This is a genomic window from Burkholderia sp. AU4i (assembly GCF_000466765.1).
GTDB lineage: Bacteria > Pseudomonadota > Gammaproteobacteria > Burkholderiales > Burkholderiaceae > Burkholderia > Burkholderia cepacia.
Genome location: NZ_ASSI01000096.1, coordinates 63381 through 89743, shown reverse-complemented (window position 1 = coordinate 89743; position 26363 = coordinate 63381). Strand labels below are relative to the sequence as shown.

Genomic DNA, 26363 nt, shown 5'->3' with positions numbered 1-26363 from the left:
GTGAAGTGGTGATGCGGTGATGCAGTGATGCAGTGACGCGGTGATGCAGTAATGCGGTGATGCAGTGATGCAAGTGATGTGGGGATACAGCGTCGCGGTGTGGTGGCGATGCGGTGATGTCGTGATGCAATGTCGCGGCCGGACAGCCGCGCGCAAGAATCATGCACGCGATTGCCGCGACCGCTTTTTTGCCTCCGTACGCGGATCAGCCGAGGCGCGACCGCAGTTGCGCGAGCGCGTGGTCATGCGTGCGCTCGAACTTCAGCGGCGTGACGGCGACATACCCTTCGCCGAGTGCGACCGTTTCCGAATCCGGATCGTCCTCACGCGGCGCGCGAGCGAGTTTCAGCCAGTGATAGTCGATCTCGCGCGGATCGCGGCCCGACACGATCTCGACGCCCTGCAGCGTACCGGCCCCCTGGTTCGTCACCTTCAGGCCGCGCACGTCCTCGGCCGGCCGCGCCGGGAAATTCACGTTGAGGCACGCATCGTTGTCCCAGCCGGCGGCGACGAGCCGGCGAATGACGTCCGGCGCGAGCGCCAGCACGGTGCCCCACGGCACCGCATTACGATCGGTGAAGGCCTGGCTCAGCGCGATGGCCGGCACGCCGACCAGCATGCTCGTCATCGCGGCGCCGACCGTGCCGGAGAACACCGTTTCAGTGCCGAGGTTCGCGCCGCGATTCACGCCGGACAACACGACGTCGGGCCGCGCATCCTTCATCAGGTGGCTGATCGCGATCGCGACGCAGTCACCGGGCGTGCCGCGCACCGCGAAACGGCGTTCGCCCTTGCGATGCACGCGCAGCGGTTCGTGCAGGCTCAGCGAATGCGACGTGCCGCTCTGGTCTTCCGCCGGCGCGACGATCCACACTTCGCGCGCCAGTTGCGTGGCGACCTGTTCGAGCACTTCAAGGCCGGGGGCGTCGAATCCGTCGTCATTGGTGAGCAGGACACGATCGAACAGCGGGCGGGTTTCTTGCATCGGGACGATCCTCGCAGGTAGGCAATGAGGGGAGATGGCATCGCGGGTACACCCGCAAGGCTAGCATCCCGTCGCGACGCCTGTCGTGCCGCGCAGCACCTTGCACCGTGCGCGCATGCGAAAACGGGCGCATCGCGCGCCCGTTCTCGGGTTCGGCAGACCGCCCATGCGGCGGGTCGGATCCGCGTTACCAGCGTTACTCGCACTATCCGCGTTATCCGAGCACGTGCCGCAACACGCCGGCCGACACGACGCCGACGATGACGGTCGGCAGGATCGACAGGCGTGTCGCCGCAATCAGCGTAATGGCCAGTGCGAGCAGGTCGGCCGGGCGCGTCGACACGAAGGCCGGCGCGATCACCGAGATCAGCACGCAGCCGGGCACGTTCTCCATCACCGACGCCATGCGCGGGCTCAGCGTGCGGTTGCGCAGCAGCACGTAGCCGAGGATGCGCGACAGGTAAGTCGTCGACGCCATCAGCACGATTGTGACGACCGTGTTGAGATCCGGTAAATCAGGCATCGCGCGGCTCCCACAGCAGCGCGGCGATCAGCCCCGCGCAGGCGCCGGCAGCGACGTACCACGCGCCGGGCACGGCCAGGTGCGTGGCCGCCGCGATGACGAGGCTCACGAACCACGGGCGGCTCGCGCGCATCCCTTTCCACATCCCGCGCAGCAGCACCAGGAAGACGGCCGTGAACGCCATGTCGAAGCCGTACTGCTCGACGTCGCCGATCGTCGGGCCGACCGCCGCGCCGAGCGTGGTCATCGAGATCCATGTCAGGTAGAGCCCCACGCAGATACCGGCGTAGTAGGGCACGCTGATGTGGGTGGCCGAGCGCGCCCGGGCGTCGGCGAGCGACATCGCCCAGCTTTCGTCGCACATGAAGAACAGGGCGAAGAACGCGCGGCGGCGCGGCAGGCGGCGGATATACGGCGCGAATGCGGCGCCCATCAGGATGTGACGCGAATTCACGAGGAACGACATCGCGACGATCAGCGCGATGTGCGGCGGCGACGTCCACAGGTGGATCGCCGCGAATTCGGAGCCGCCGCCGAAGTTCATGCCGGTCATCATCGGCACTTCGAACAGGCTCAGCCCTTTCTGCGCGGCCTGCGCGCCCAGCACGAGCGCGAACGGCACGAAACCCAGCATGACGGGCAGCGCCGCGCGCAATCCGCGACCCATCTCGGCGACATAGGCGGGCTTGTCGCGAAGCCCTGACGACGTTGAAACGCTACTGCTCATTACTCCTCCTTCGGGGGAGGGATTGTCTGCTTTTTTGACTCGAATCGGGTTGCGTTGTGGCCATGATTTTCGGAGAATTTGGCATCGAACGAAGGATTTGGGAATTTTTTGGAATCGGATGCCAAATGAAACTTGACGCCATCGACCGCCGGATCCTGAGCGCGCTCCAGCGCGACGGCCGCATGCAGAACGTGGAACTCGCGCACGAGGTCGGGTTGTCGCCATCGCCGTGCCTGCGGCGCGTGCGGCTGCTCGAGGAAGCCGGCGTGATCGAGAAATACGTGGCCGTGCTGAATCCCGCGAAAGTCGGCAAGGGCCTGACGATCTTCACGCGCGTGTGGCTGAAGGGGCAGGACGCGGAATCCGTGAACCGTTTCGCCGACGCCGTCCAGCAGATGCCGGAAGTCGTCGAATGCCACCTGATGGCGGGCGACTGCGATTTCCTGCTGCGCGTCGTCGCGGCCGATATCGACGACTACCGGCGCTTCCAGATGGAAACCCTCACGCGCATCCCGGGCGTGCTGAGCGTGAAGACGGACATTCCGATGCAGAAGGTCAAGCTGACGTCGGCGCTGCCGACGTAACGCGACGCGGGCGCGCGGAGTTGCGACGACGGGTCGACGAACGGTCACGGCTCGGTGACAATCGCCCGATAGACTGACGCATCGCGCCGCTTCGGGCATGTCGCCCGTGTTGTCGCGCGACGTTCGATGCGCAAGCAACTAACGGTCAATGTCGACGCAAATGGGCAGGCGGCGCCGCGCGCCGGGTCATGCGCCGGCGCGGGTACGTTCCTTCTTGTCGGGCCATTCATGCAGCCATTCAACAATCCGTGGAATTCGCTGGAAATCGTCAAGCTCGTGCTCGGCGTGCTGACGCCGATGTCGGTCGCGTGTCTCGGCTGGCTCGTCGCGCGCCGGCTGAAGCGCCTTGAACTGGTGCAATGGACCAACCAGCGATTGATCGAGAAGCGGCTCGCGCTGTACGACGCGGTCGCGCCGCAGCTCAATGCGTTGCTGTGCTTCTACACGTGGATCGGCTACTGGAAGGACATCTCGCCGGACGACGTGATCCGCGCGAAGCGCGAGCTCGACCGCACGTTCCACATCTATCGTTACCTGTTCGACGACGACGTGTACGACGCGTATCACACGTATATCCATGCGCTGTTCGACATGCATACGGGCCCGGGCCGCGATGCGCGGATCCGCTCGCTGATCCAGGCGCCCGACGGCGACCGGAGCCTGCACGGTTCGTATGAGTGGAAACCGGTGTGGTCCGACCGTTTCGCGACGGCGAATGTCGTGCCGAAGGACGACGTGCTGCGCCACTACACGCAGTTGATGGAACGGCTGCGCGTGGCGCTGGGCGCGACGCGCTGAAGGCGGCGGCGCCCGCGCGCCGCCTCACCCCGGTATCGAAATCCGCCACCGGGCGGCGCGAATACCTGGCCTCGCACACGAAGCGGATGCGGAGTCCGGCCGCTGCTGACATGCTCGCGCCATCACCACTTGCGCGAGGTCCGTATGGTCGTCGACACCGGCCGCCAGCCGCTCATGATGCGCTCGCCCGGCGCGGGCCGGCGGCGCCTCTTCTGCGTCGCTTCTCCCGAAACGCATCATGTGTCGTTGCCGGTCGCACCGGAGATCGGCGACATCGTGTTCATTCGTGTGACCGTGCGGCCGTTCCTCGAGGTAGCGAGCGCAACGCGCTCATGGACGAATCACGTCGGCATCGTCGTCGGCGCGCGCGGCGGTGAAACGCTGATCGCGGAGAGCACGTTTCCGCTATCGCGCGTGACGACGATGTCGCGATTTCTCGCACGCTCCGATCGCGGCGCATGCGTGATCGCGCGGCTGAAGCAGCCGCTCGATGCAGAGCAGCGGCGGCGGCTTGTCGACGCGGCGATGCGCCGGACCGGCGTGGTCTACGACACGGGTTTCAATCTCGCGTCGCGCCGGCAGTTCTGCTCGCGGTTCGTGCGCGAAGTCGTGCGCGATGCGACGCGGATCGTGCTCGGCGACGTCGAGACCTTCGACATGCTGCTGCGCCGGAATCCCGATCATCCGCTCGGTTTCTGGAAAATCTGGTATTTCGGGCGAATCCCGTGGCGCCGCCGCACGGTGACGCCGGCGAGCTTGCTCGAGAGCGACGCGTTGCGGGTGGTGGCGGATACGCGCGGGTGTGTCGAGAACGGGCCTGAACCTGGCCGTTCGGGGGGCACCTGAATCGGGCGGCGGCTACGACTACTGCCGCCCCGCCACCGCAAGCCGCGCCGCCAATCCGACGAACACCGACCCAAGCAGATACTGAGGCAGCTTCGACGGCCGGCGGCGCGCGCCGATCCGCTGGCTCAGCCGGCTCGCGGAAAGAATGACCGCGCCGTTCACGACGAGTCCGATCAGGTTCAGCACCGTCGCGAGCACGAGAATCTGCACGGCGATCGAACCGTGCTCGGGGCGCACGAACTGCGGAAACAGCGCGAGCACGAACAACGCCATCTTCGGATTCAGCAGGTTCGTCGTCAGGCCCTGACGGAAGATCGTCGCGGTCGAGTGGCGGCGTGGCGACGCGACGGGCGACAGCGCGGTCGCATCCGAACGGAAGGTTTTCCACGCGAGATACAGCAAATACGCGGCGCCTGCGAAGCGCACGGCGTCATACGCGAGCGGCACCGCGACAAAAAGCTGCGACAAGCCCAGCGCGGCCGCGAGCGCGTGGCAGTAGGTGCCGGCCTGAATGCCCGCGAGCGTCGCGAAGCCCGCACGCCGGCCCTGGCTCACGCTGCGGGACGCGATCAGCAGCATGTCGGGGCCGGGCGTGGCCGTCAGGGCGAGGCATGCGCCGGAGAACAGCGCGAGCGTGGAGAGGTCGATCATGGCAGTCCCTTTTGTCGGTGCGGCGTAAAAGGGAGGTCAGTTTAGGAGGGCACGTGAGCGCGGTCAATCGAGCGAACGGACGATGGCCGGACCGCGCGGATCGCATGACACATGGATCATGCTCGCGCGATCAGCGCGCCCCCGGCTTGCGGCACGCGACCCGGTAGTCGATCACGGTATTCGCCGAAGGCTTGTCCGGCTCGCCGCCGGCCGTCGTCACGCCGAGCACGCCGGCTGCATTCCGGTAGCGCAGCGCGCAATACCCCATTCCGGTACCCGAACACGCTTCGGCTTCGAAGATGCCGTGCTTCGCGAGCGTTGCCGCACCATCCGTTGCTTCCGGCTTCTCGCGCGGGCGCAGCGGTTGCCAGCCGTGCGCGATCAGGATCCTGCGTGCCGCATCGAGCGGCTCGCCGTACACGTTCGGCACGACCGCGCGGCCGCCGCAGTGTGTGCTTTCGGCGGCGACGCCGGTCAAGCGCAGGCCGCCGTTCTCTTCATGCAGTTCGCCGACGGGCGGTGCCGGGCCGTCGCCGCCCCAGATCAGCAGCGCGCCGTTTTCCAGCCGATCGACCGAGCCGAGCTGCCAGCCGGCCTTGCGCGCGGTATAGCCGAGCGCGACGAGCGTCGTGCCGTCGAATACGCCGATGTTGCCGTTGCGCGCGAAGCAGATCGCGCTCGTGCCGGCGCGGAAGCCGCTCGAGAACGTGACGACCGTGTAGCGCCCGAGCGGCGCCTCGGACGTCACGATCCAGTCGCGCTTCGCGACTTCGCGGCCGGCCGCGGTGGTCGTCTTCGCGCGATATCGCTCGCAAAACGGATCGAGCGAACCGTCCTCCGGCGAATGCGGCAGCACGCCGAGCGGCACGAGCGACGCGCCGGCGATATCGGATGCTGTCCGCAGCGGGGCGGCCGATGCCGTGCCGCCGAGCGCGGCCCAGGCAATGGCCGTGATCGCGGTGGCCGTCGCGAAACGACGGCCCGAAGCCAGAGCACTCAAGCGAGACACGCGGGCGATCTCCAGGGAAGCGGATACGGATGCGACGATTGCGGTGTTCCGCACGTGTGCCGCCAACGGCTCAGCCCTTCGCGACGACGTCGATGCGCAGCGCTTCACCGCCGTCGACGATCGCCAGCAGACGATCGACGTTCGGGTGCGCGCCCGGGCGGTTGCGTGCGTCGGCCGTATGTTCGGCGAACACGACGAGGCCGTGCTCGGCCGCTTTCGCGTCGAGCGTGCCGAATGCCTGCTGCAGATAGTTGTACACCGCGAGCGAGCCTTGCTTGCCCGGCTGGTTCTCGATGGTCGCGACCACGTCGCCGTTCGCGGCGATGAGATCGATGCGCGCGATACCGTCGATGGCCGGCAGTTGCGCGAGGTTGTCCTTGAATACAGGGGTCGGTTGAATCACTGAAAACACTCCGTCGATTCGATCGTGGAAAGGTGGCGGCCTGTATGTTATCTGATTCGCCGCGATGCACTTTCCGACGCAACCGGGCGATTTGCACGGAGTCTGATCATCCGATCGCAGACGCGCACGGCGGCCGAATTTCATGACCGACGAGGCGGTGAGTCTCGCGTCGATCCGATCCCTTGGGTTTGCTTGCGGCTAGCCCGGGCCATCGCTGGCGGCAGCGAGAAGCGGAACGACCAGATCGCTGATCGGCGTCGGAATGCCGTGCGTTCGTCCGTAGCGCTGCACGACGCCGTTCCGGCAGTCCCATTCGAGCGGATGGTTGCCTTGTCGGTCGGCAAGGATGGACGTCCCTAAATCGGGCGGAAAGCCATGCAATCCATCGACGATTTCCTGCGGCACGTCATCGCCCAGCGTCGCGCCCTCCGCCCGCGCGACCTCGAGACATTCCCGCAGGTAGGCGAGCGACAGTTCGGTGATGTCGCTTCGCGTGTACATGCCGGCGCGGCGACCGGTCAGCACCATGAGTCCCGCCACGGCGTTCTGCAAGAGCTTGCGCCACGCGAGCGAGATGAAATCCTCCGCCACCTCCGGCGCGCAGCGCGTGCCGTGCAAAGCGGCGACCACCACGTTGCTCGCCGGCGTATCGGGCAGGGTGAGCCGAGGCTTGCCCCGCAGCCACACCGATGCGCCCGATTCGCGCTGCGCCGGAAACCAGACGACCGACGGCACGACCGTGGCGCCGGCCGCATACGGCGCGAACGCGGCTTTCTGCTCGACGCCGTTTTGCAGCACGCAGACGACGGTATTCGCATCGCATAGCGCGGAGACCCAGGGTGCCGCACTCGCGATCTGCGTCGACTTGACCGCAACGAACACGAGATCGAACCTTTCCTCGACCGCGTGCGGATCGGTCAGTACGGGCCCGGGCACGACGATCTCGCCGCCGTCGAAGCGCAGCTTCAACTGTTCGTGCGCCGAGCGGCCGCAGATCACCGGCGTGCGGCCGGCTTCATGAAGGGCCGCGGCGACGGTCGTTCCGATTGCGCCCGGACCGACGAGGGCGACGGTCGGGTAGCCAGCGTTCGTCATGGTGTTCATCCTGTTCAGTCATCCGCCAGATGCGGGCGCAGTGCGAGGGCGAGCGGAAAAATCGCGAGGGCGGTCAGCGCGGTCGCATACGTGGCGCCATGCACACCGATCCTGTCGCCCAGGAAACCGTAGAGAACAGGCGATATCGCGCCGGATGCGATCGTCCCCGTGTAGAAGATCGCGAATGCGCGCTCGGTGCGCTCGGGTGCGGACATCTCCGGAACGGTTCCGTACAGCACCGACGAAGTGCCGTTGAGCATCATACCCAGAATCGGCAGCAGCACCATGGCGAGTGCCAACGGGAGATACATCACCGCGACGATGCACGCGGCCGTACCGCCCTCCGTGAGCAGCACCGTCCTGACCATACCCAGGCGCGCGCCCAACCAGCCACACAGGAATTTGCCGGCCGCACCGCCTATGAACACGAGCGCAAGCGCCGTTCCCAGCAGTTGCGGCGAGACACCCTTTGCCTTGAGCAGGAAAGGCAGGAATGTCAGCAGTCCCATGCGTACCGCCGTATCGAGCACGCCGATGGAAAACAGCGTGGGGAAGCCGCTTCCTCCGGTGCCGCTGCGTTGAGCGGACGCTTGTTCTTTGGCCGCCGTCTTGCTTGCGCCACGCGGCACGGCGGGAAACCAGAGCGCGATGACGGCGGCCACGGCGCAGCCCAATCCGGCGACGATCCATAGCGCGTGACGCCACGGCATCAGGGTCACGAGCAGCGAAATGGCGGCCGGCAGTGCGGATTTCCCCAGATCGCCGGCAAAGTTGTAGATGCTCAGCGGGCCTCGCGCGTCGCGTCCATAGAGGCGGGAGACGGCGCCCGATGCGATCGGATGCTGCGTGCTGGATCCGCCGCCCGAAATCGCCAGCGCCACGCCCAGACCGAGCAGGCCGCCCGACAGGCCCGCGAGCGCATAACCGAGCGCGGCGAGCAGTGTGCCGAATGCGAGGGTCGTGCCGCTGCCCAGGTGTTGCGCGAGGCGCCCCGCAGACAACTGCAGCGTCGCCATCGTGCCGGCATAGATGCCGCGCAGGATCGCCAGGGCCGCAAAGTCGAGCCCGAATTCCGACTGCCACACGGGTAGTAGCGCGTAGATCATGTCCGTATAACCATCGTGCATTGCGTGCGCAATGCAGGACAGCCACAGCACGCGCCGTCGGGGCGTTGCAGTCTCCCGCGTCACGGGAGGGGAAAAAACCGGCAGGCGCATCGTCATTTGCTCCGTGCGAGCGGTCGGTGGAAGCCGCTCGTGGCATCGCTTTCACGCTCGATGCGTCAATTTTATGGGGGAGGCAGCGGCCATTTCAATTGAACTAAAATCGCGTCAACGGAGAGAAAAAGTCACGTCATGAACGACAACCAGGACACGGCGAAGCATCGGGGCGAGTTGCCCCCGCTCAATGCGCTGCGCGCTTTCGATGCGGTCGCGCGGCACGGCAGCTTCGCGGGGGCGGCGGTGGAACTGCATGTCACCCACTGGGCCGTAGGCAAGCAGATCCGGCTGCTGGAGGACTGGTTCGGCCTGCCGTTGTTCGACCGTCGTCCGCGCGGTGTCGTGCTGACCGACGAAGGGGCCGCGTTGCTGAACGACGTCAGCCACGTGTTCGAGCGCCTCGGTACCGCGGTGGGGCGGCTGCGCCACGACACGTTCAAGCACCGGATATCGGGCGTCGTGCGGGTGAATGTGCCGATGAGCTTTGCGCTGTGCTGGCTGCTGCCGCGGCTCGCCGATTTCCATTCGCGGTACCCCGACATCGACGTGAGGGTGTCGACGACATCGCGCAAGTTGCGCTATGTCGCCGACGCTTTCGATATCGGTGTGCGTTCCGGTCCCGAGCAGGGCGCGGGCGTCGTATCGCGCCCGTTGATGCCCGACCTGCGCGTGCCGGCCTGCAATCCCGCATTGCTGCGCCGGCATCCGATACAGGGCGTGGCCGACCTGCGTCATCACACCCTGCTGCATTCGGCCACGACGCGCTCCGCCTGGTCACACTGGTTGCAGGAAGCGGGGGCTTCCGATCTACGCGCCGCGCGTCATGTCGAATTCGATCATGTGAATCTTCAGCTCGGCGCGGCCATCGAGGGGCTCGGCGTGGCCCTGGCATCGCTGCCGCTGATCGGGCGCGATCTCGCCGAGGGGCGCCTCGTGTGTCCGATCGCGTCGCCTGTATGGCGTGCTGACGACTACATGCTGGTGACGAACGCCGATCGTGCCGACGATGCCGCGGTGTCCGCGTTCGAGCAGTGGATGGAACGCATGGCGGGCCGCGAGGCGGAATAGGCTCGCGGTGTCGATCCGCGCGATCGGCACCGCGATGCACAGGGCCGGCAGTGCGAGGCGGAACGAGGCGGTGCGGGGTCGGTGCAGCCGCCTCGCCACCGCCGGTGGAGGCATGACGAAGCACCCGGTTCACTGCGATTGCGCCGGGCGCTTCGTTAGCGTCCGGCGCCGGTCAACATGCCCGCTTCACGCGAACGTTCGATGTCGGGGCTGCGATACGCGCGCTCCGGAATCTCCGCGAGCCGCGACGCATGCACCTGCCGCGGCTCCAGCCCGTAGAACTTCTGGAAGCTCATGATCAGCGGCGACCACTTGTCCGGATCGATGCGGTCGGCGTAGCCGTCCATCAGCAGGTCGGGATGCACGTGCACGCGCTGGATGCGCAACTCGAACACGCGGATATGGCCGCGCAGGTCCGGCGCCTCGTCGCCGATCCCGTGCGTGGCCGCGACGACCGCTTCCATGTGCACCGGGCATTCGAGCGCACGCGGCGGCGCGACGGTTTGCGACGCGGTCGCGGTGAGCCCGGCCGTGCCGAACTTGTCGGGTTCGAAGACGTAGCCTTTCGCGCGCTTGCCGTCGGGAACCGGATGCGTGCCCGTCGTGCGCGCGATCCGGTCGACCGCGTCCGCCTGCGCCGACGACGGCAGGTTCAGCACGCATTCGCCGGTGCGCATCAGGTTGCGGGTGGTCTGCGAGCTGGCGGCGATGCCGATCACGCCGCGCCAGCCGAGCCAGAACGCGGACGAGATCGGCGCGAGATTGGGCGTGCCGTTTTCGTTCAGCGTGCTGACCAGCACGACGGGCGTGCCGAAATAGAGGATGTTCGGTTCGGTGACGCAATGCGGCGCATTCATGGCGGGTGCCCTCGGTGACGGATCAGTCCGCATGCTGATCCTGTCGCGGCGGCGCGGCGCTCCGAATCTTGTCGTGTCATTCCGGAGGGGCACAGGCGGCATGGGCGCCGCAACGGGCCGGCCGGCATCGCGCGCGCTTTTCCGCTAGAGTAGGAAATCGCAGGCCGCGACCGCCGCACCACGCATGCGGGCGCGGCCACGTTCCGCCAACGCACACGAGGGCCCGATGGATACCGAGCAACGCTATACCGCCAATGCACCGACGCGCGCGGAAGTCGACGCACTGGGCGGCGCAACCGTCATCGAATTCGGCGCGAACTGGTGCGGGATCTGCGCGGGCGCGCAGCCCGCGATCGTCGCGTCGTTCTCCGCGCATCCTGCGGTGCGGCACCTGAAGATCGAGGATGGCCCGGGCCGCCCGCTCGGCCGCTCGTTCGGCGTGAAGCTGTGGCCGACGCTGGTGTTCCTGCGCGACGGTGTCGAGGTCGCGCGCGTCGTGCGCCCGGCCGACGCGAAGCAGATCGAAGCCGACGGCTTCGCCGCGCTGGCCTGAGGTCGCCGAGATGCAACAGGCGCTCACGCACATCGGCGTCGACACGCGCGGCAGCGGCCTCGTCGAATTCACGCCGCAGGTGCGTGCGTTCGTCGACCAGCAGGCGATCCGCACCGGCCTGCTCACCGTGTTCTGCCGCCATACGTCGGCGTCGCTGCTGATCCAGGAGAATGCGGATCCGTCGGTGCAGCGCGATCTCGAACGCTACTTCGAGACGCTCGCACCGGAGGACGCCACGCGCTACGAGCACGACACCGAAGGCGCAGACGACATGCCCGCGCATCTGCGCACGGCGCTCACGCAGGTGCAGCTGTCGATCCCGGTCGAGCACGGACGCATGGTGCTCGGCACGTGGCAGGGCATCTACCTGTTCGAGCATCGCCGCGCCGCGCACCGGCGCGACATCGTGCTGCACCTGATCGGCGAATGAGTCTCGACGGGTGACGCCGCGCGCGGCTCGCAATGCGGTGCCTGTGCGCACGGTATCGCGGGCTTACGCGAGCAGTTTCTCGACGAGCGCACCGAGTTCGCGCAGGTGGACGGGCTTCGGCAGGAATGCGTCGAATACCCGCTTGTTCTCGCGCAGCGCAGCCGATTCATACGCGCTGACGCCGAGGATCGCCGGATGCCGGCCGTCGTCGTCGGGTTGCGCCACCGCGCGAATGCGCCGTGCGACGTCGAAACCGCTCAGGTCCGGCAGCTCGAGATCGAGCACGACGATGTCGTAGCGGCTCGCACCGAAGCGCGCGACGCCTTCCTGCCCGGTGCTGCACAGATCGACGTCGATGCCGAGCGCCGACAGCATCGCGCCGAGCGTTTCGCGTGCGTTGTCGTCGTCGTCGACCACCAGCGCGCGCCGGCCGCGGTATGCGGCCGCGTGCGGCAGCGCGGGCGCGTCGCCGGCCGCGTTGCCGGCGGTGTCGATGCCGGGCACTTCGGCCGGCAGCGTCACGACGAACTCGCTGCCTTCGCCCACCGTGCTGCGCACGTCCACATGCCCGCGCAGCGTCGTCACGATTTCGCGCACGACGGCGAGCCCCATGCCGATTCCGTCCACATGCAGCCCGACCGCGTCGTTCGCGCGATAGAACGGCTCGAAGATCTTCGACAGGTGCTGTTTCGCGATGCCGGCGCCCGTGTCGCGCACGGCGATCTTCAATTGCTGGCCGGCCGGCGCGTCGGCGAGCGTGATCGACACCTTGATCGATCCGCCGAGCGTGTACTTGACCGAGTTCTCGATCAGGTTCGACAGCACCTGGCGCAGCAGCTTGCGATCGGAGCGGATCGCGAGGTCGTGCGGCTCGACTTGCTGCGTGACCACGATCCGCCTGGCCGCGATCTTCTCGCGCAGCGGGTCGAGCACTTCGGCCAGCAGCGGCGCGATGGTGACGGTATCCAGCTCGGCGAGACGTTTCGTCGAGCGCAGCTTGATGTAGTCGGTCAGGTCCTTGACGAGCGCCTCGAGGGACAGCGCGGAATTCTGCAGCCGCCGGATCGTCTTCAGGTTCGCGTCCGACTGCGGGCGCGCGAGCAGGATCTCGACCGATCCGCAGATCGCCTGCAGCGGCGTGCGCAACTCATGGCTGACCATCCCGAGGAACGCGTTCTTCGCCTCGATCATCTCGAATGCACGATCGGACGCCTTGCGTTCCGCGTCGAGCGCCGCGTCCTGCCGTTCGAGCAGGTCGTCGCGCGTGCGCATCGTATAGAACAGCAGCAGGAACAACGCGCACAGGATGACGCCGAGCACGATGCCGAGGATCAGGATCGCGCGCTGCTTTTCCCTCAGCTGATGGAACGTGAAGTCGCGCTGCGCCATCTCGATCGCGCGGAAATAGTTCGCAAGGCCGTTGACCTTCGGCCAGTACGCATTCACGTCGTCGATCACCTGCCGTGCGCGCTGCGGCGAATCGCGCAACGGCGGCACGTCGCGCTTCAGGCGCGTCATGAATTCGCCGAGCGCGTCGATCTCGTTGCGCGCGCGCGGGATGCGCAGCCAGTACTGGGACACTTCCGACGGCCGCTGCAGAAAGCCGAACGACACCGACAGGCTGTCGAGCTGCATCTGGACGTGATTGAAGTCGTCGTCCTCGTGCGTCGCGTAGAGGATCAGTTGCCGGTCGAACCGCGTATAGACGTTCCGGTATTGCGCAGCGGTCCAGAACACGCCTTCGCGCGGCCCCTCGAGTACGCCTTCGTTGACCGAGGTGGCGAGGAGGTCCCACAGCAGGAACGCCCACGCGGCGAACCCCATGATCCACAGCGAGCCGAGGACCAGGATGATTTTTCTATTTTTCCATCGCCCGCGTTTCATTTCACCGTCAGGCCGATGATCTGCCATGCGAACTTGGCTTCGCCGAGCGGCGTCTTCAGTTCGTCGGGATACTGGTCGCGCGGGTACATGATCCACAGCGGGCCGTAGTTGTCGTTGTCGAGCACCTTGCCGTTCATCGTCCGCGCGAGGATCACGCCGTAGCGATCGGCGTCGGACACGGGAATCGTGAACGTGTACTCGTCGATGCAGCGGAACTCGATCTGCGTGCCGTGCGCGCCGACGGTCTTCAGGATGTCGGACAGGCGCGGGCCGGTGAAGGTCGCCTTCGGTGTCCAGCTCGTCGACGTGACGATCGTGTGCTGGGGCAGCGCCATCAGCGCCTGTTCGGAGAAGACGTAGGCCGTCTTGCCCGGCTGGTTGTGCCTGTCGATCCTGCCGTCGACGGTGAACGTGAACGACGAGGCAGCCCACGCCGCGGCGGCCATGCCGAGCAGGAAGGCCGTCAGCAGGCCCTTGGTCCAGATGGTCGGAATTCGCATGTCATTCCCTCGGTTTTGTCGTGTTGTGTGGTGGCTTGTGTTTCTGGTCTCAGTTCGCGGCGGCCGCGGCCGGCAGCGTGATTTTCAGTTCGCGCGCCACTTCGGCGAACAGGATCGGCAGGCGCACCGGCTTTTCCTCGCAGCGTGCGTTGTAGTGCGACACGATGTGCGCGATTTCGTCTTCGCTCGCTTCACCGGTCGAGATCTTGCCGGTCAGCAGGAAGATCGGCGCGCCGCTGTTCTCGCTCGAGCGGATGCCGCGCACGAGTTCGGCTGCGGTCTGGTCGCCGAGCATCCAGTCGAGGATGTAGCCGTCGAAATCCTCCACTTCGAGTGCCTTGCGGAACGATGCGCCGTCGAAGTACGGAATCGCGTTCACGCCTTTTTCGATGAAATATTCACAGATGGTTTCGGCGACGTCCTGCGAATCGTCGACCACGGCGATCCGCGCCGCATACACGTTCGGCTGGGTCGAGCGCAGCTCGATCACGTCGACCGGATACGTGCGGCCCTCGCGCGCGTGCTGACGCTCGGTGATGAGCCACTCGCCCTGCCACTGCAGCGCGACGAAGTCCGTCTCGATCTGGCTGCTGGCCTTGGTCGAGATCGCGGCGCGGCAGCGAAAGCGCCGCGACTCGATCACGAGCGTCGCGTCGATCATCTCGGCGGCGGCCGGCTGCGTGCCCTTGTCGTCGAGCAGGATCGCGGGCGGCACGCCGAAATGCGTCGCGATGTCCTGCAATTGCGACAGGTTCCACGGGATCATGCCCTTCATCTTGCGGGTGACGACAGAGAAGCTGAGGCCGAGCACGTTCGCGATCGTCGTGTTGTGACTTCGCGGCGGAATGCCGTTCCGGTTCAGTAGGTCGCGCACCTTGTTGGCGGTGATCAGATCGACGTTGGCCTGCTCGCTGTTGGACATCTCGATGGGGTCTCCAGGGGTTTTTGGCGAGGGAGAGCATATCAAAACTGACGTGACACGCAAACTTTGAAAAAGCGAATCACCTTGACATGCTGTTTTTCTCCATTATTATTGCTCACCACGTCACCTTTGTTTGTCGCGTCATGTTTGGAGATCGCAGCCGGCAACAGCCGGTACAACGAAAAGCGACAGCAATGAAGCGGTGACTGAACGATTCGAAGAGAGAACCTGAGAGAGCCTTGGAGTGCGTGTCGGCGTCGACGGATTGTATCCGTTGCGCCGCGCGCCGCCGGGTGCGAGCTCACGGGGGTGAAAAGCTCGAAGAATTGCGGCGCCAATAAAACTTGAGGAAAGTACCAATGTTCCGCCGTCTACTCGCACCGGGGCTGCTGTTGCTATTGGCCGCGTGCGCGCAGGATCCGTCCGTCACTGGCAACACGGTGCGGATCTGCGACGACACAGGCTGTTCTGACCGTCCTAAAGATCAGGTGTCCTATCAGAAAAAGGACGATTCGGAAGACCGGGAAGATCCGCGCATCGCCGCGCTGAAGCAAACCGCGAAGACCCAGCCGAAGGCCGCCTACGACCTCGGCCTGCGCTATTTCCGCGGCGACGGCGTGCGCCAGGACAGCTACCAGGCCCTCAAGTGGATGCGCGAGGCCGCGGAGCGTGGCGACCTGCAGGCGCAGAAGGCGCTCGGCAGTTTCTACCTGTTCGGCCTCGAGGAAATGGGCTCCGATGCGCGCGAAGCGGAGAAGTGGCTGTCGATCGCAGCCGCCCGCGGCGACAAGGAGTCGAAGAAGCTGCTCGACCTTGCACGCAAGGCCAAGAAGGAAGACGAAGAAGACTGGAAATGGCGCACGCAATGGCGTGACGTCTATTACGGCTACTGGTACTCGGGCTATCCGTACTACGGCGTCTGGCAGCAGACGTACTGGTACTACTGACCGGGCCTGAAGCAACGGGGCAGCAGCGGGGAGACCACCATCGCGCGCCAGCCGGGGGGCTTATCGAAGTTCGCACGAACACATAAGCCGAACAACGACTCTAATCGATCGACAACGACATGAAGACCAACCTTTCCCAACGTCTCACTCAAGGTGCGCTGGTTGCAGCGCTTTGCGCGTCCGTGGCGGGCTGCGGCGGCGTCGTGACGCCCGGCGGTCAGAACGCGGGCGTGACCGGTGCCGCCGCGGGCGGCACGAGCGCCGGCGCCGACACGGGGCTGCAGCGCTGCGCGTCGCCGCTCGGCACGATCGCCGTCGACGACGGCCGCAACGCCGACTGGTGGGGCCCGTTCGGCAGCGCGACCAAGATGACGACGATCGACCCGCTGCTGCGCCTGGCCGTCCAGCAGTCGAACTGCTTCGTGATCACGTCGATCGGCAACCAGAAGAGCGACGCGCGCCTGTCGCGCATCACGCAACTGCAGCGCAACTCGGGCGAATACCGCGCGGGCTCGAAGCAGCAGAAGGGCCAGCGTGTCGCGGCCGACTACTACATGGAACCGCAGATCGTCATCAACGATTCGCCGATCGGCGGCATCGGCAGCATGATCGGCGGGCTGATCGGCAACAGCGCGGTGGCGGCGGTGGCCGGCCACCTGCAGACGAAGGCATCGGTCGTCACGCTGACGCTGTTCGACGTGCGCTCGGCCGTGCAGATCGCGGCATCGGAAGGCAGCTCGACGGCGACCAACTACGGTGCCGCGCTGGGCGGCTTCGGCGGCGGCGTGGGCGGTGCGCTCGCGGGCTTCTCGTCGACGCCGGAAGGCAAGGCGACCGTCGTCGCGTTCATCGACGCGTACAACAAGATGGTCGTCGCACTGCGCAGCTACAAGGCGCAGGACGTCAAGGGCGGCCTCGGCCGCGGTGGCCAGCTCCAGGTCAACTGACGTCCAGGGCCGGCGGTGCGCCGCCGGCCGGTTTCCGCTTCGCAATCGTCCGTGCGTGCGGCGTGAGCCGCGCGCGCCGGCTTCGTTCGTCCTGTTTGTCCTGTTCGTTTCGAGGTGATTCCGATGAAAGCCGTTGCATTGATCGCATTGACCTGTCTCGCGCTGACCGCCTGCGGCGGCGACGACAATTCATCACCTGCGTCGTCCGGCGGCGGATCGGGCACGAGCAACAACGGCGGCACCGGCGGGACGGGTTCCGGCGGAACGGGAAGCGGCGGTAGCGGCGGCTCGGGTGGGTCGGGCGGCTCCGGCGGCTCAGGCAGCGGCACGCTGACGCTGCGCTACGACGCGCAGCCGACCGCGGCGGACCAGGCGAGCTTCCTGACGCTGCTCAACAGCGAAGGCGCGAAGGGCTACCGCTACCTGGGCGACTACTACTACGCCCCATCCGACGGCGGCTCGCGCTCGATCTTCGTGAACGACGGCACCGTGCAGACCTACACGTACCAGTTGCTATCCGCGCCGGGCGACTGGTCGACCTTCCTCAACCAGGCCAACACGCAGGGCACGAACGGCTATCGCTACGAAGGGCCGCTCACGTACGGCTACCTGTATCGCAAGGATGGCGGTTCGTCGGCCACCTACACGTATACGACGACCGGCCTGCCGGCCGACCCGAACGCGTTCCTCACGCAGGCGAACGGCCAGGGCCAGTCGGGCTACTGGTTCCTGGGCCCGATGGTGATCGGCTCGGTGCAGTCGAACGTGTACATGAAGAACAACGCGTCGAGCGCAACCTACACGTACGATGCGCTCACGCCGACGACGAGCGTCAGCGACTTCATCGCGCAGGCCAACAGCGAAGGTGCGAAGGGTTATCGCGCGAAGGGCGCGATGGTGTTCGGCAGCACGATCTCGTGGGTCTACGTGAAGGACCAGACGCAGTCGCCGACCTTCACGTACCAGTCGGCCGCGATCCAGTCGAGCGGCGCCAGCTTCGTCCAGCAGTCGAACACGTTCGGCGCGCAGGGTACCGCGTATCTGAGCGATCTCGCGCTCGGCGCCCCCACGCCGGTGATGGCGTCGTTCTATTTCAAGCCGGCGAACTGCACGGGGTTCCTGTGCACGACGCTCAACCCGCTCACGCAGAACTGACCTGCCGTCGTTCGAAGGCCGCCGAAGTGCCTCGCCGCCTGAGCGGCGCTTCCGTGGGGGTATGCCGCTTGATGGCCCGCCCCCGCCTTTTTCCTCGCCTCCTCTTCCTCCCGGTTGCGCGTCGCAGGGTCCGACGTGCAGCCGGGATGTGTCCGAACGCCACATTTTCCCGCACCGAATTTCGGTCAAGTTCTAAATATCCGCTCAATAGGATTTGACGTGTACGAAACGGTTCATTTGGGGTGGACGCTCCCATACCCGTTTGGCATCGTCGGAATTCATTCCATCTTTTCCATGGTGAATTCCGGCCAGGCGTCGCACTTCGAATCGGCATCGTTCGAGGGCGCGGCCCTCGTCGCGCGTCATGCCGCAGAGTCCGCTTCAATCCCTCCGCCGCTATCTGAGCATCTCGGTGTTCGGTGGCGGCATCGTCGTTACCATCCTGGTCCTGATCGCATGCGGTCTCGGGATGACGGCGATCGTCTCGGGGCATGTCGAGGGCGAGCGGCGCAATTACCTGAACGGGCTGGAGCAGACGCTCAACGAGATCCAGGTGAGCGAAACCTCGTTCCGCAACGGCGTCGCGAATGCGCAGCTGATCTGGCGCGAGGCCGATAGCGCGCCGGAATCGGTCGTCGATGCCTTCTTCGGCGACGACCAGCGCGTCGCGATCCGGCCGCATCCGTCGCTCGTGCTCGGCGTGCCGGGGCAGACCGGCGATCGCATCGAGGTGGCGCGCTACCTGTCGCTGTCGGTGCTGCTGGCGCGCATCTGCGCGGCGAGTTCGATCAATCGCGGGCGCACGCTGGAGGGCTACCACTACAGCACGCGCACGGGCATGTTCGGGCTGGTGCCGAACCGGAACCGCGACGATCCCGCGCTGGTGTCGCCTGACGATCGCGCACGCGTGCTGGACGCGCTGCGCATCGATTTCGAGCGCGCGTATCCGGGTGTCGTCGATAGCCGTCCGCACGTGCGCTGGCTCGCGCCGTTCATCGATCCCGTGTCGGGGCAGCCGCGCATCCGGATCGCGGCCGAAGCGCACGACAACGGTAAAACGTTTGCCGTGCTCGTCACCGAATATCCGCCCGAGTACCTGCTGTCATGGCTGGCCGACTATCGGCCCGACGGCGTGTTCACCATCGCGACGGCCGACGGCCGGCTCGTCGCGATGGATCCCGCCGTGGGCGACGCCGGCCGCGCGGCGCGCCTGCTGGAACTGGCCCGGTGGCGTGGCGGCGGCCCGTCGGGTTCGCCGGTGTTCCGCGACGGCTTCCTGATGTTTCACGGCAAGCTCGAATCGACGGGCTGGACGTTTACGTATGCGTTGTCGTGGGCCGACGTTGCGGCCGGCGTCGCGCATTCGGCGGGCACGCTGGCGGCGGCGACGCTGCTGACACTCACCGTCATGTGGGTGTTGCTGCTGCGCTTTCACCGGCGCGAATTCGCGCCGCTCTATGCGCGCTCGCAGCGCGTGTTCGACAGCGAGGCGCTGTGCCGCAGCGTGATCGAGATGGCGCCGATCGGCCTTGGGCTGATCGCGCGCGACGACGGGCGCTGCATGCTGGCGAGTCCCGCGCTCACGGAGATGGTCGCCCGCAACGGCGGCGATCATCGCGAGCTGTCGAACCAGATCGCCACCGCGTGGCAGGCGCACGTCGCGAGCGGTGGCGCGGGCCGCGTGCTGCACGACGATCTCGTGATCGGCAGCGGCGAAGCCGCGCACCTGCATCTCGAATTCATCGCGTGCGGCGCACGCTATCAGGGCGCGGACGTGCTGATCGCCGCGGTCACCGATACCACCGCGAAGCACCAGCTGATGCAGAAGCTCGAAGAGGCCGTGCGCGCGGCCGATTCGGCCAATGCCGCGAAATCGTCGTTCCTCGCGGCGACGAGCCACGAGATCCGCACGCCGCTGAACGTGATCCTCGGCAACCTCGAACTGCTCGAACGCTCGGCGCTCGATGCGGTCCAGCACGGCCGCATCGGCACGTTGCGCACGTCGGCGACGAGCCTGCTCGCGCTCGTCAACGACATTCTCGATTTCTCGAAGATCGAGGCCGGCGCGATGCAGGTCGAGTCGATCGAGTTCGACGTGATCGCGACGGTCGCACGCGAGCTGAGCGCGTTCGCGCCGATCGCGAAGGCGAAGGGCCTGCAGCTGTTCTGCGAAATCGACGCGGCCGATACGCAGCGGGTGCGCGGTGATCCGACGCGATTCGCGCAGGTGCTCGGCAACCTGCTGAACAACGCGATCAAGTTTACGAGCACGGGCCGCGTGACGGTGCGCGTGGCCGTCGTTGCGGACGGCCACGGCGCGCCGGTGCTGTCGGTCGCGGTCGAGGATACCGGCATCGGCATTGCCGACGAGCATCGGCGCAAGCTGTTCAAGGCGTTCACGCAGGTCGATACGTCGATCACGCGGCGCTATGGCGGCACGGGGCTCGGGCTCGCGCTGTGCGACCGCCTCGTCGCGGCGATGGGCGGCAGCATCGGCGTGGAGAGCGAGCCGGGTGTCGGCAGTCGCTTCACGATCCGTCTGCCGCTCGGCACGAAAGTCGCGATGCTCGGCCGGCCGCACGGCGTGCGCGCGCATGCATGTGCGCTGACGCTCGTAGCCGCGCATCGCGAATGGCGCGAATTCGCATTGCCGCACCTGCACGCATGGGGGTTCGACGTCGACGTGTACGACACCCTGTCGAGCCTGCCGGGCGATCTGGCGGGCCCGGTCGTGCTGATCGGCGATCCCGACACCTGGTCGCACGCCGAACTGGGCAACCTGCGCGGCTGTGCGCCCCTGATCCTCGCCACGCGCGATGGCCCGCTCGAACCGCACCGCGCAAGCGGCACGGTGCGCGTATCGAGTTATTCGCTCGGCGGCCTGCGTGCCGCGCTGTCGTGTTGCGCGTCGTGTCGCGGTGAAAGCGCGATTGCCGCTTCATCCGGTGGCGAACTTGCGCTTGTCGCCATGCCCGGCCGGCGGCGCGCCGGGATGGCGCAGTCACAGCCGTCCATCGCCCGTGCGCCGCGCGTGCTGGTCGCTCGCGACGAAGCCGTCGACGGGTCGATTTTCCGCGAGCAACTGCATGCACTCGGCTGCACGGTGGCCGAGGTCGGGTCCGGGCGCGCGGTGCTCGAATCGCTGGCCGGCAGCGACTGGGACGTGCTGCTGATCGGCTCCGATCTTCCCGATCTGCGCGCGCACGAGCTGGCGGAAGCCGCGCGCGACCAAGGTGCCGCGTGCGACGTACTGGTCATCACGTCGCACGTGTCGCCCGATGGCATGCGCCGCTACCTGTCGGCAGGCGTGCGGCGCGTCCTGACGAAACCCGTGACGCTCGTCCACCTGCGCACCGCGCTTGCCTCTGTGTGGCAGCGGTGCGGTGCTGCGCCGGAAAGCGCGGCGAGCGCGCCGGCCGATCGCGAGGCGGCACTGCATGGCAAGTAACCGGCAACACGGAACCCGGCAACGCATGTCCGACATGACAGGGGCAAAGTGCCTGCGCCGGTCGCAGTGCACATTTCAAATCACACTGGAGGGGAAGACCATGCGTCACCTGGGGAAGATATTCGCATTGCTGATCGAATTCGCGGCGCTGTCCGAGCGGTCGCGCAAGGAATTTCTGACGATAATGAACGAGTATCTGCTGATGTCGCCGACTCAGAGACGGCGCGCGATCAACGATTGGAAAATGCGCCAGGAAGGTGCGCGGCATGACGAACCCGGCGAGTCGGTGCACCGATAGTGCGTGGTGGCGGGGCGGTACGTAGCGGGATCTCCCCGCGCCCGTCCGCCGAGACGCCCTCCGTATGATGGCGGCAGGCGGTGAGGACCCGCACGGGCCAGCCGCTTGCAAGTGCCGCCTCTGGCACGTACGGGCGCGCCGCGTAGCCGATTTCCCCGGCGACGCGTGTTCGATCCCTCAAACTGCGCGACGTGGCCATCGCAGCCCGTTCGCCAGTTGGCGCGCAGGATGCGCGATGCATCGACCGCCCGACCGGCAAACGCGGCCGGATTTATCTTAAAATTAGGTCACTATTGTCCGGCGGCCGTATGTAGCTGACGATCGGCCGACGGCGCGAGGATGCGAGCGTTGCGTCGTGCGCCGGATGCGTGACGGGAAGCCTCGGGGAGAAACAGGAGCATGGACGAATTTTCAGTGCGCGTGATGGTGGCGGATGATCATCCGGCGTCGGCGCTCGGGATGTCGCAGGCGATGCAAGGCAACAGCACGATCAAGCTGGTGGGCGCCGTTTCGAACTCGACGGATCTGGTCACGGCGCTCGATGCGCAGCCGAGCGACGTGCTCGTGCTCGACTACGTGATGCCAGGCGGCAAGTACGGCGATGGCCTCGTGCTGCTGTCGTTCCTGCAGCGTCGTTACCCCGCGCTGCGTATCGTGACGATCACGATGATCGACAACCCGAGCGTGCTGCGCGCGATCCAGAAGCAGGGCGTGCACTGCATCCTCAGCAAGTCGGATGCGCTGTCGCACCTGATCGGCGCCGTGCACGCGGCCTATGTCGGCGCGAACTACATGTCGCCGTTCGTGAAGCAACTGCTTCAGGATGGCGATGCGATGCCCGTCGCGCGCGCGCTGACGACGCGCGAGATCGAGGTGGTCCGGCTTTTCGGCGCCGGCTACACGGTGGGCGAGATCGCCACGCAGCTGCATCGCAGCAAGCAGACCATCAGTTCCCAGAAGTCGAGCGCGATGAAGAAGCTGGGGATCGTTCGCGACGCGGACCTGATCCGGTATGCGGACGAAGGCGACGTGCAGGATCCGTCCGCTCCGGGCGCCCCCCCCCGCACGTGACTGACCTGGGCACACGGCTCGGCACCGGCCACAGGCAGGCGCGCAGCGCGGGCGGCACGGTGATGCACCGTTCCTGCGCGCATGTCCGATGCGTGACGGTTGCACCCGCGGCAAGCTGTTGCCAGCAAGGGCGAATACCGGCTCACGTTCGACGACAGTGAAACCACATCGAAGCGTATGCCCGACAAACTGAAAAGGCTGGCCGCGCAGGCTGCCGCCGTTGGCGGCAAACCGTTCGACCCGGTCCGGGTCCGGCGCCAGCAGTACGCGCTGCTGTACGGCGGCGGCGTGGCGATCACCGTGTTCATCGTGCTGTGTGCGTTCCTGGTCGTCCGGCTTGCCGTCGACGACTACGTTGCCCAGATGCGCTCGTCGTTCCTGCGGGAAGCGGCGCAACTGCACGGCGAGTTGCAGGTGACGAAGGTGTTGCTTGGACGATTCGCCGACAACATGACCGCGGCCAACAGCAACCCCGAAGTCGTGCCGCCGTCCGATCTGCAGACGTTGATCGACAATGGCGGCCGGCTCGATTGGCCGAACCCGTACGGGAAGTCGAGGGTCGTCGGGTTCGCCGATATCACGCCGGGGCATTCGCCTGCCGCGTATCTGCGCTATATCGGTGCGCTCTACCGGATGGGCCACGCCGTGGCCACACCGTCGCCGGTTTCGATTGCGCTGAGTTTCTCGGCTTACCTGATCGGCGTGAACGACGACTATCTGGTGTTGTTCGGCGCTGAACTGGCTGCACGGGCCCCCGCGCGGCTCGCCCCGTCCGATCTGCGGGCGCTGGCGCGGCGCCTCGAACCGGCGGGCGTCGATGACCGCGTCGTCATCGAGACGCGCGACGATCCGTTGCTTGGCAGGCCCGTGACCCGGATTGCGCAACGGCTGCGCAACGAGAATGGCGAGCCGTTCGCATGGCTTGTTTTCAACGGGCGTCCCGAACTCGACCGGATCATGGCGCCGCAGGCGCCGGACGAAGAGAAAGTGCTCGTCGACACGAGCGGGCATATCGTGATGGGGCGGACGCATGACAGCGGAGTCGTCGCGCGAATGCTCGACCGCGTGCTGAATCGGGATCGTGCGCCAGCCATTCCGCATCGCATCGGCGGCCGCTTCGTGCTTGGGGACCGCCTGCCCGGGGCCGACCTCGTGCTGATCAAGAGCGTTTCGTGGCAAAGCGTGGCGGTGGCCAATGCCACGCGTATCGGCATCACGTGCGTCCTGGCGCTGTTCGGCATCGCGGTGTTGTGGACCGCGATCGTGCTGTTCGACCGGCGTGCGCTGCGTCCTGCGAATCGGCGCGCGATACGCCTGATCGAAAGCGAGGCGCTGAACCGCACGCTGATTCGCACGGCGCCGGCCGGCCTCGCGCTGCTGTCGCTCGCCGACGGCGACGCGATCGTGCGCAACGATGCGATGGCTGCCTACGACAAGGCCGTTTCGGGGTCGCCGCTCGGCAAAAGACTGTGGCAGGTTTATCGCGATGAGGTGCGCGTCGACGATGGCGCGCACGGGCTCGTCACGCATGAATTCGCGATCGAGCACGCGGAACACGGCACCGCGTATCTCGATGCGCACATGGTGCGCGCCAAGTACCGCGGCATCGACGTGCTGCTGTGCACACTGATCGACATCACCGCGCGCAAGGAAGTGGAGGAGACGCTCCGCGCGGCGCGTGTGGCCGCCGAGGATGCGAACAAGGCCAAATCCACGTTCCTCGCGACGATGAGCCACGAGATCCGCACGCCGCTCAATGCGATCATCGGCAATCTCGAGTTGATGGCGCGCGGGGCGCTACCGTCGGCGGAGCGGCGGCGCCTGAATACGGTCGCTTCGTCGTCGGACACGTTGCTGCGCGTGATCAATGACGTGCTCGATCTTTCGAAGGCGGAGTCGAACCAGATGGTGCTGGAAAGCATCCCGTTCGATCTGCGTCGCCTGCTGGACGACGTGACCGCGATGTTCCGTCCGCTCGCGGAAGCGAAAAACCTCGGGCTTGCTTGCCGCGTAGCGCCGGAACTGGCCGACGGCTACGTCGGCGATCCGACCCGGTTGCGTCAACTGGTGTCGAACCTCGTCAGCAACGCGATCAAGTTCACGAAGCGCGGCGACGTGACGGTCGAGGCGCGGCCCGTGCCGGCCGGTGCCGCGGGAAGACGAGTCGAGATCATCGTCCGGGATACGGGCATCGGCATTCCCGAAGACGGCGTGTCGACGCTGTTCGACGTCTATATCCAGACCGACGCATCGGTGTATCGCCGCTTCGGCGGCACGGGGCTCGGGTTGCCGCTGTGCAAGCGCATCGTCACGCTGATGGGCGGTGAGCTGAGCGTCGACAGTCGTCTTGGCGAAGGCACGACCTTCGTGGCCGCGTTGCCGCTGTCCGAAGCCGCACCCGGGTGGCGTATCGACGTGCCGGAACTGCCGGCGTTCGCGGATGCGGTGCGCGGTTATGGATCGGCATCGGAAGCGGATGACGAGCCCTGCGCGACGGCTGCTGCCGATACTGGCGGGCTGTCCCGAGAGGACGACGAGGAGCCGCTGCGTGTGCTCGTCGCCGAGGATCATCCCGCGAGTCGCGCATTGCTGCGCGACCAGCTCGACGCGCTGCATTACGACGCGACGATCGTATCCAACGGCGTGGAGGCAATGCGCGCGTTTTTCGAGCATCCGTTCGACGTCGTGCTGACGGATCTCGGTATGCCGGAACTCGACGGGTTCGCGCTGGCGAATTTTCTGCGGGAGCAGGGTGCGAAAGTGCCGGTGATAGCGATGACCGCGCATGCCACCGACGAGGACCGCCGGCGCTGTGAACGGGCTGGCGCGGTGGAGGTCGTGCTGAAGCCGTTGTCGATCGGCGCGCTCGAAGCGGTGCTGCGGCGGCACGGCGGGCGGCGGGCGGTGGCGAGTGGTGAAGCGAAAGCGCCGACGCATGATGCGCCAAGGGTTGTCACCAACGAAATGCGGCAGAGATTGCGCGAGGCGACACTGCGCTCGTTGGCGGCAATCGAAGCGGCGCTGCCGAAATGCGATATCGACTCGATCAAGGTCGAACTGCATTCGATGCGTGGCGGGTTTGCAGTGGTGGGCGATTTCGACACGCGGGACGCCTGCGCGCAGATGGAGTCTGTCCTGGGCGAGGGCGACCTGGGCGCGCTTGGCGCGCATTGGTCAGGTTTCCGGGGTGAAATCGGGCGGGCATTGCAGCGCCTGGCTGAGCTTGAGCCGTAAGTTGCGGGGCGGGGGCAGCCGGGGCGGGCCGTTTGCAATGCTATCGAGCGGCGCGCCGTCGGCAAAACCAGCGATGGAAAACGGGTACGCAAAACCTTGCATCCACGTTTTACGAGTGCCCGGTTGCGACACGCGAAAGGAGGGGCAATCGCGCGAGAGTGCAAGCTCGTCGATGGCGCGATGCGTGAGCAAAGGTGCTGAACGGCGG

25 protein-coding genes are annotated in these 26363 nt (G+C 66.5%); 13 read left to right on the top strand and 12 right to left on the bottom strand.

Translation table 11 applies throughout. From position 1 onward, the window contains the following. Nucleotides 1-205: 205 nt before the first annotated feature. The 3 genes from surE to L810_RS22365 form a co-directional block, all read right to left on the bottom strand. Complete coding sequence (surE, locus tag L810_RS22375) at nucleotides 206-985, bottom strand: 5'/3'-nucleotidase SurE (protein ID WP_021160586.1); 780 nt, start codon at nucleotides 983-985, stop codon at nucleotides 206-208. Between the two features lie 214 nt (nucleotides 986-1199). Beyond that, entirely contained in the window at nucleotides 1200-1508 is a 309-nt protein-coding gene (locus L810_RS22370; protein ID WP_021160585.1) for an AzlD family protein, read from the bottom strand. Beyond that, nucleotides 1501-2235, bottom strand: a complete 735-nt coding sequence (locus tag L810_RS22365) for an AzlC family ABC transporter permease (protein ID WP_021160584.1) — start codon at nucleotides 2233-2235, stop codon at nucleotides 1501-1503. Before L810_RS22365 ends, L810_RS22370 begins: the two co-directional genes overlap by 8 nt. A 125-nt stretch (nucleotides 2236-2360) precedes the next feature. Between L810_RS22365 and L810_RS22360 the strand changes: the two genes are divergently transcribed. The 3 genes from L810_RS22360 to L810_RS22350 all read left to right on the top strand — a co-directional run bounded on the left by L810_RS22360 (nucleotide 2361) and on the right by L810_RS22350 (nucleotide 4463). Further along, on the top strand, nucleotides 2361-2819 hold the full coding sequence (locus L810_RS22360; RefSeq protein ID WP_006749370.1) for an Lrp/AsnC family transcriptional regulator: 459 nt from the start codon (nucleotides 2361-2363) through the stop codon (nucleotides 2817-2819). 228 nt (nucleotides 2820-3047) lie between these two features. After that, the gene (locus tag L810_RS22355) at nucleotides 3048-3617 is read left to right on the top strand and encodes a hypothetical protein (protein ID WP_042975676.1); all 570 of its coding nucleotides are present in this window, start codon (nucleotides 3048-3050) and stop codon (nucleotides 3615-3617) included. A 144-nt stretch (nucleotides 3618-3761) separates the two neighbouring features. Then, on the top strand, nucleotides 3762-4463 hold the full coding sequence (locus L810_RS22350; RefSeq protein WP_021160581.1) for a YebB family permuted papain-like enzyme: 702 nt from the start codon (nucleotides 3762-3764) through the stop codon (nucleotides 4461-4463). Between the two features lie 18 nt (nucleotides 4464-4481). Here the strand turns inward: L810_RS22350 and L810_RS22345 are convergent, their stop codons facing one another. The 5 genes from L810_RS22345 to L810_RS22325 form a co-directional block, all read right to left on the bottom strand. Then, complete coding sequence (locus L810_RS22345; protein WP_021160580.1) at nucleotides 4482-5114, bottom strand: LysE family translocator; 633 nt, start codon at nucleotides 5112-5114, stop codon at nucleotides 4482-4484. 130 nt (nucleotides 5115-5244) lie between these two features. Next, nucleotides 5245-6105 carry a hypothetical protein gene (locus tag L810_RS22340; RefSeq protein ID WP_373453103.1) on the bottom strand — a complete coding sequence of 287 codons (861 nt, stop codon included), beginning with the start codon at nucleotides 6103-6105 and terminating at the stop codon, nucleotides 5245-5247. Between the two features lie 88 nt (nucleotides 6106-6193). Continuing rightward, entirely contained in the window at nucleotides 6194-6526 is a 333-nt protein-coding gene (locus L810_RS22335; RefSeq protein WP_042975674.1) for a DUF2322 family protein, read from the bottom strand. Between the two features lie 198 nt (nucleotides 6527-6724). After that, a complete protein-coding gene (locus tag L810_RS22330; protein ID WP_042975703.1) occupies nucleotides 6725-7621 on the bottom strand; it encodes an oxidoreductase in 897 nt (298 codons plus the stop codon). 14 nt (nucleotides 7622-7635) lie between these two features. Next, complete coding sequence (locus tag L810_RS22325; protein WP_042975702.1) at nucleotides 7636-8838, bottom strand: MFS transporter; 1203 nt, start codon at nucleotides 8836-8838, stop codon at nucleotides 7636-7638. Nucleotides 8839-8976: 138 nt separating this feature from the next. On the opposite strand from L810_RS22325, the gene gcvA reads away from it, so the two are divergent. Then, nucleotides 8977-9909 (top strand): transcriptional regulator GcvA, encoded by a 933-nt coding sequence (gene gcvA / locus L810_RS22320; RefSeq protein ID WP_021160576.1) that lies wholly within the window; start codon nucleotides 8977-8979, stop codon nucleotides 9907-9909. Nucleotides 9910-10064: 155 nt separating this feature from the next. Here gcvA and L810_RS22315 read toward each other — a convergent pair whose 3' ends face one another. Next, a complete protein-coding gene (locus L810_RS22315) occupies nucleotides 10065-10766 on the bottom strand; it encodes a flavin reductase family protein (RefSeq protein WP_021160575.1) in 702 nt (233 codons plus the stop codon). A gap of 226 nt (nucleotides 10767-10992) precedes the next feature. On the opposite strand from L810_RS22315, the gene L810_RS22310 reads away from it, so the two are divergent. Together L810_RS22310 and L810_RS22305 are read left to right on the top strand one after the other, a co-directional pair. Continuing rightward, entirely contained in the window at nucleotides 10993-11319 is a 327-nt protein-coding gene (locus L810_RS22310) for a thioredoxin family protein (RefSeq protein ID WP_021160574.1), read from the top strand. A 10-nt stretch (nucleotides 11320-11329) separates the two neighbouring features. After that, on the top strand, nucleotides 11330-11749 hold the full coding sequence (locus tag L810_RS22305) for a secondary thiamine-phosphate synthase enzyme YjbQ (protein ID WP_021160573.1): 420 nt from the start codon (nucleotides 11330-11332) through the stop codon (nucleotides 11747-11749). Between the two features lie 63 nt (nucleotides 11750-11812). On the opposite strand, the gene atsR is transcribed toward L810_RS22305, so the two are convergent. Genes atsR through L810_RS22290 form a run of 3 tightly spaced genes read right to left on the bottom strand, consistent with a single transcriptional unit; the run spans nucleotide 11813 to nucleotide 15055 of the window. After that, nucleotides 11813-13633 (bottom strand): hybrid sensor histidine kinase/response regulator AtsR, encoded by a 1821-nt coding sequence (gene atsR, locus L810_RS22300; RefSeq protein WP_042975673.1) that lies wholly within the window; start codon nucleotides 13631-13633, stop codon nucleotides 11813-11815. Next, nucleotides 13630-14133: a molybdopterin-dependent oxidoreductase gene (locus L810_RS22295; RefSeq protein ID WP_021160571.1), complete on the bottom strand. Its 504-nt coding sequence runs from the start codon at nucleotides 14131-14133 to the stop codon at nucleotides 13630-13632. The genes atsR and L810_RS22295 overlap by 4 nt, the downstream gene beginning before the upstream one ends. Nucleotides 14134-14182: 49 nt before the next feature. After that, nucleotides 14183-15055: a response regulator gene (locus L810_RS22290; RefSeq protein ID WP_021160570.1), complete on the bottom strand. Its 873-nt coding sequence runs from the start codon at nucleotides 15053-15055 to the stop codon at nucleotides 14183-14185. 359 nt (nucleotides 15056-15414) lie between these two features. Here L810_RS22290 and L810_RS22285 point away from each other — a divergent pair, with 359 nt between their 5' ends. The 7 genes from L810_RS22285 (at nucleotide 15415) to L810_RS22255 (ending at nucleotide 26155) form a co-directional block, all read left to right on the top strand. Then, nucleotides 15415-16002, top strand: coding sequence for a tetratricopeptide repeat protein (locus tag L810_RS22285; RefSeq protein ID WP_021160569.1), 588 nt, complete (start codon nucleotides 15415-15417; stop codon nucleotides 16000-16002). A 119-nt stretch (nucleotides 16003-16121) separates the two neighbouring features. Continuing rightward, a complete protein-coding gene (locus L810_RS22280) occupies nucleotides 16122-16949 on the top strand; it encodes a hypothetical protein (protein ID WP_021160568.1) in 828 nt (275 codons plus the stop codon). Nucleotides 16950-17072: 123 nt separating this feature from the next. Next, nucleotides 17073-18104 carry a hypothetical protein gene (locus L810_RS22275; RefSeq protein ID WP_021160566.1) on the top strand — a complete coding sequence of 344 codons (1032 nt, stop codon included), beginning with the start codon at nucleotides 17073-17075 and terminating at the stop codon, nucleotides 18102-18104. Between the two features lie 364 nt (nucleotides 18105-18468). Next, complete coding sequence (locus L810_RS22270; RefSeq protein ID WP_021160565.1) at nucleotides 18469-21552, top strand: ATP-binding protein; 3084 nt, start codon at nucleotides 18469-18471, stop codon at nucleotides 21550-21552. A gap of 25 nt (nucleotides 21553-21577) precedes the next feature. Beyond that, nucleotides 21578-21850, top strand: a complete 273-nt coding sequence (locus L810_RS22265) for a hypothetical protein (RefSeq protein ID WP_306415727.1) — start codon at nucleotides 21578-21580, stop codon at nucleotides 21848-21850. A 399-nt stretch (nucleotides 21851-22249) separates the two neighbouring features. Then, complete coding sequence (locus tag L810_RS22260) at nucleotides 22250-22921, top strand: response regulator (protein WP_021160563.1); 672 nt, start codon at nucleotides 22250-22252, stop codon at nucleotides 22919-22921. Between the two features lie 177 nt (nucleotides 22922-23098). Beyond that, nucleotides 23099-26155, top strand: a complete 3057-nt coding sequence (locus L810_RS22255) for a hybrid sensor histidine kinase/response regulator (protein ID WP_042975672.1) — start codon at nucleotides 23099-23101, stop codon at nucleotides 26153-26155. Nucleotides 26156-26363 lie beyond the last annotated feature (208 nt).

What these genes read in the sequence shown, in the direction of transcription:
- L810_RS22315 (WP_021160575.1), bottom strand. Translation starts at nt 10,766, where the DNA reads ATGAATGCGCCGCATTGCGTCACCGAACCGAACATCCTCTATTTCGGC.
- atsR (WP_042975673.1), bottom strand. Translation starts at nt 13,633, where the DNA reads ATGAAACGCGGGCGATGGAAAAATAGAAAAATCATCCTGGTCCTCGGC.
- L810_RS22330 (WP_042975703.1), bottom strand. Translation starts at nt 7,621, where the DNA reads ATGACGAACGCTGGCTACCCGACCGTCGCCCTCGTCGGTCCGGGCGCA.
- L810_RS22355 (WP_042975676.1), top strand. Translation starts at nt 3,048, where the DNA reads ATGCAGCCATTCAACAATCCGTGGAATTCGCTGGAAATCGTCAAGCTC.
- L810_RS22370 (WP_021160585.1), bottom strand. Translation starts at nt 1,508, where the DNA reads ATGCCTGATTTACCGGATCTCAACACGGTCGTCACAATCGTGCTGATG.
- L810_RS22280 (WP_021160568.1), top strand. Translation starts at nt 16,122, where the DNA reads ATGAAGACCAACCTTTCCCAACGTCTCACTCAAGGTGCGCTGGTTGCA.
- L810_RS22285 (WP_021160569.1), top strand. Translation starts at nt 15,415, where the DNA reads ATGTTCCGCCGTCTACTCGCACCGGGGCTGCTGTTGCTATTGGCCGCG.
- L810_RS22345 (WP_021160580.1), bottom strand. Translation starts at nt 5,114, where the DNA reads ATGATCGACCTCTCCACGCTCGCGCTGTTCTCCGGCGCATGCCTCGCC.
- L810_RS22310 (WP_021160574.1), top strand. Translation starts at nt 10,993, where the DNA reads ATGGATACCGAGCAACGCTATACCGCCAATGCACCGACGCGCGCGGAA.
- L810_RS22270 (WP_021160565.1), top strand. Translation starts at nt 18,469, where the DNA reads ATGCCGCAGAGTCCGCTTCAATCCCTCCGCCGCTATCTGAGCATCTCG.
- L810_RS22350 (WP_021160581.1), top strand. Translation starts at nt 3,762, where the DNA reads ATGGTCGTCGACACCGGCCGCCAGCCGCTCATGATGCGCTCGCCCGGC.
- surE (WP_021160586.1), bottom strand. Translation starts at nt 985, where the DNA reads ATGCAAGAAACCCGCCCGCTGTTCGATCGTGTCCTGCTCACCAATGAC.
- L810_RS22290 (WP_021160570.1), bottom strand. Translation starts at nt 15,055, where the DNA reads ATGTCCAACAGCGAGCAGGCCAACGTCGATCTGATCACCGCCAACAAG.
- L810_RS22255 (WP_042975672.1), top strand. Translation starts at nt 23,099, where the DNA reads ATGCCCGACAAACTGAAAAGGCTGGCCGCGCAGGCTGCCGCCGTTGGC.
- L810_RS22260 (WP_021160563.1), top strand. Translation starts at nt 22,250, where the DNA reads ATGGACGAATTTTCAGTGCGCGTGATGGTGGCGGATGATCATCCGGCG.
- L810_RS22365 (WP_021160584.1), bottom strand. Translation starts at nt 2,235, where the DNA reads ATGAGCAGTAGCGTTTCAACGTCGTCAGGGCTTCGCGACAAGCCCGCC.
- gcvA (WP_021160576.1), top strand. Translation starts at nt 8,977, where the DNA reads ATGAACGACAACCAGGACACGGCGAAGCATCGGGGCGAGTTGCCCCCG.
- L810_RS22265 (WP_306415727.1), top strand. Translation starts at nt 21,578, where the DNA reads ATGTCCGACATGACAGGGGCAAAGTGCCTGCGCCGGTCGCAGTGCACA.
- L810_RS22275 (WP_021160566.1), top strand. Translation starts at nt 17,073, where the DNA reads ATGAAAGCCGTTGCATTGATCGCATTGACCTGTCTCGCGCTGACCGCC.
- L810_RS22325 (WP_042975702.1), bottom strand. Translation starts at nt 8,838, where the DNA reads ATGCGCCTGCCGGTTTTTTCCCCTCCCGTGACGCGGGAGACTGCAACG.
- L810_RS22295 (WP_021160571.1), bottom strand. Translation starts at nt 14,133, where the DNA reads ATGCGAATTCCGACCATCTGGACCAAGGGCCTGCTGACGGCCTTCCTG.
- L810_RS22305 (WP_021160573.1), top strand. Translation starts at nt 11,330, where the DNA reads ATGCAACAGGCGCTCACGCACATCGGCGTCGACACGCGCGGCAGCGGC.
- L810_RS22360 (WP_006749370.1), top strand. Translation starts at nt 2,361, where the DNA reads ATGAAACTTGACGCCATCGACCGCCGGATCCTGAGCGCGCTCCAGCGC.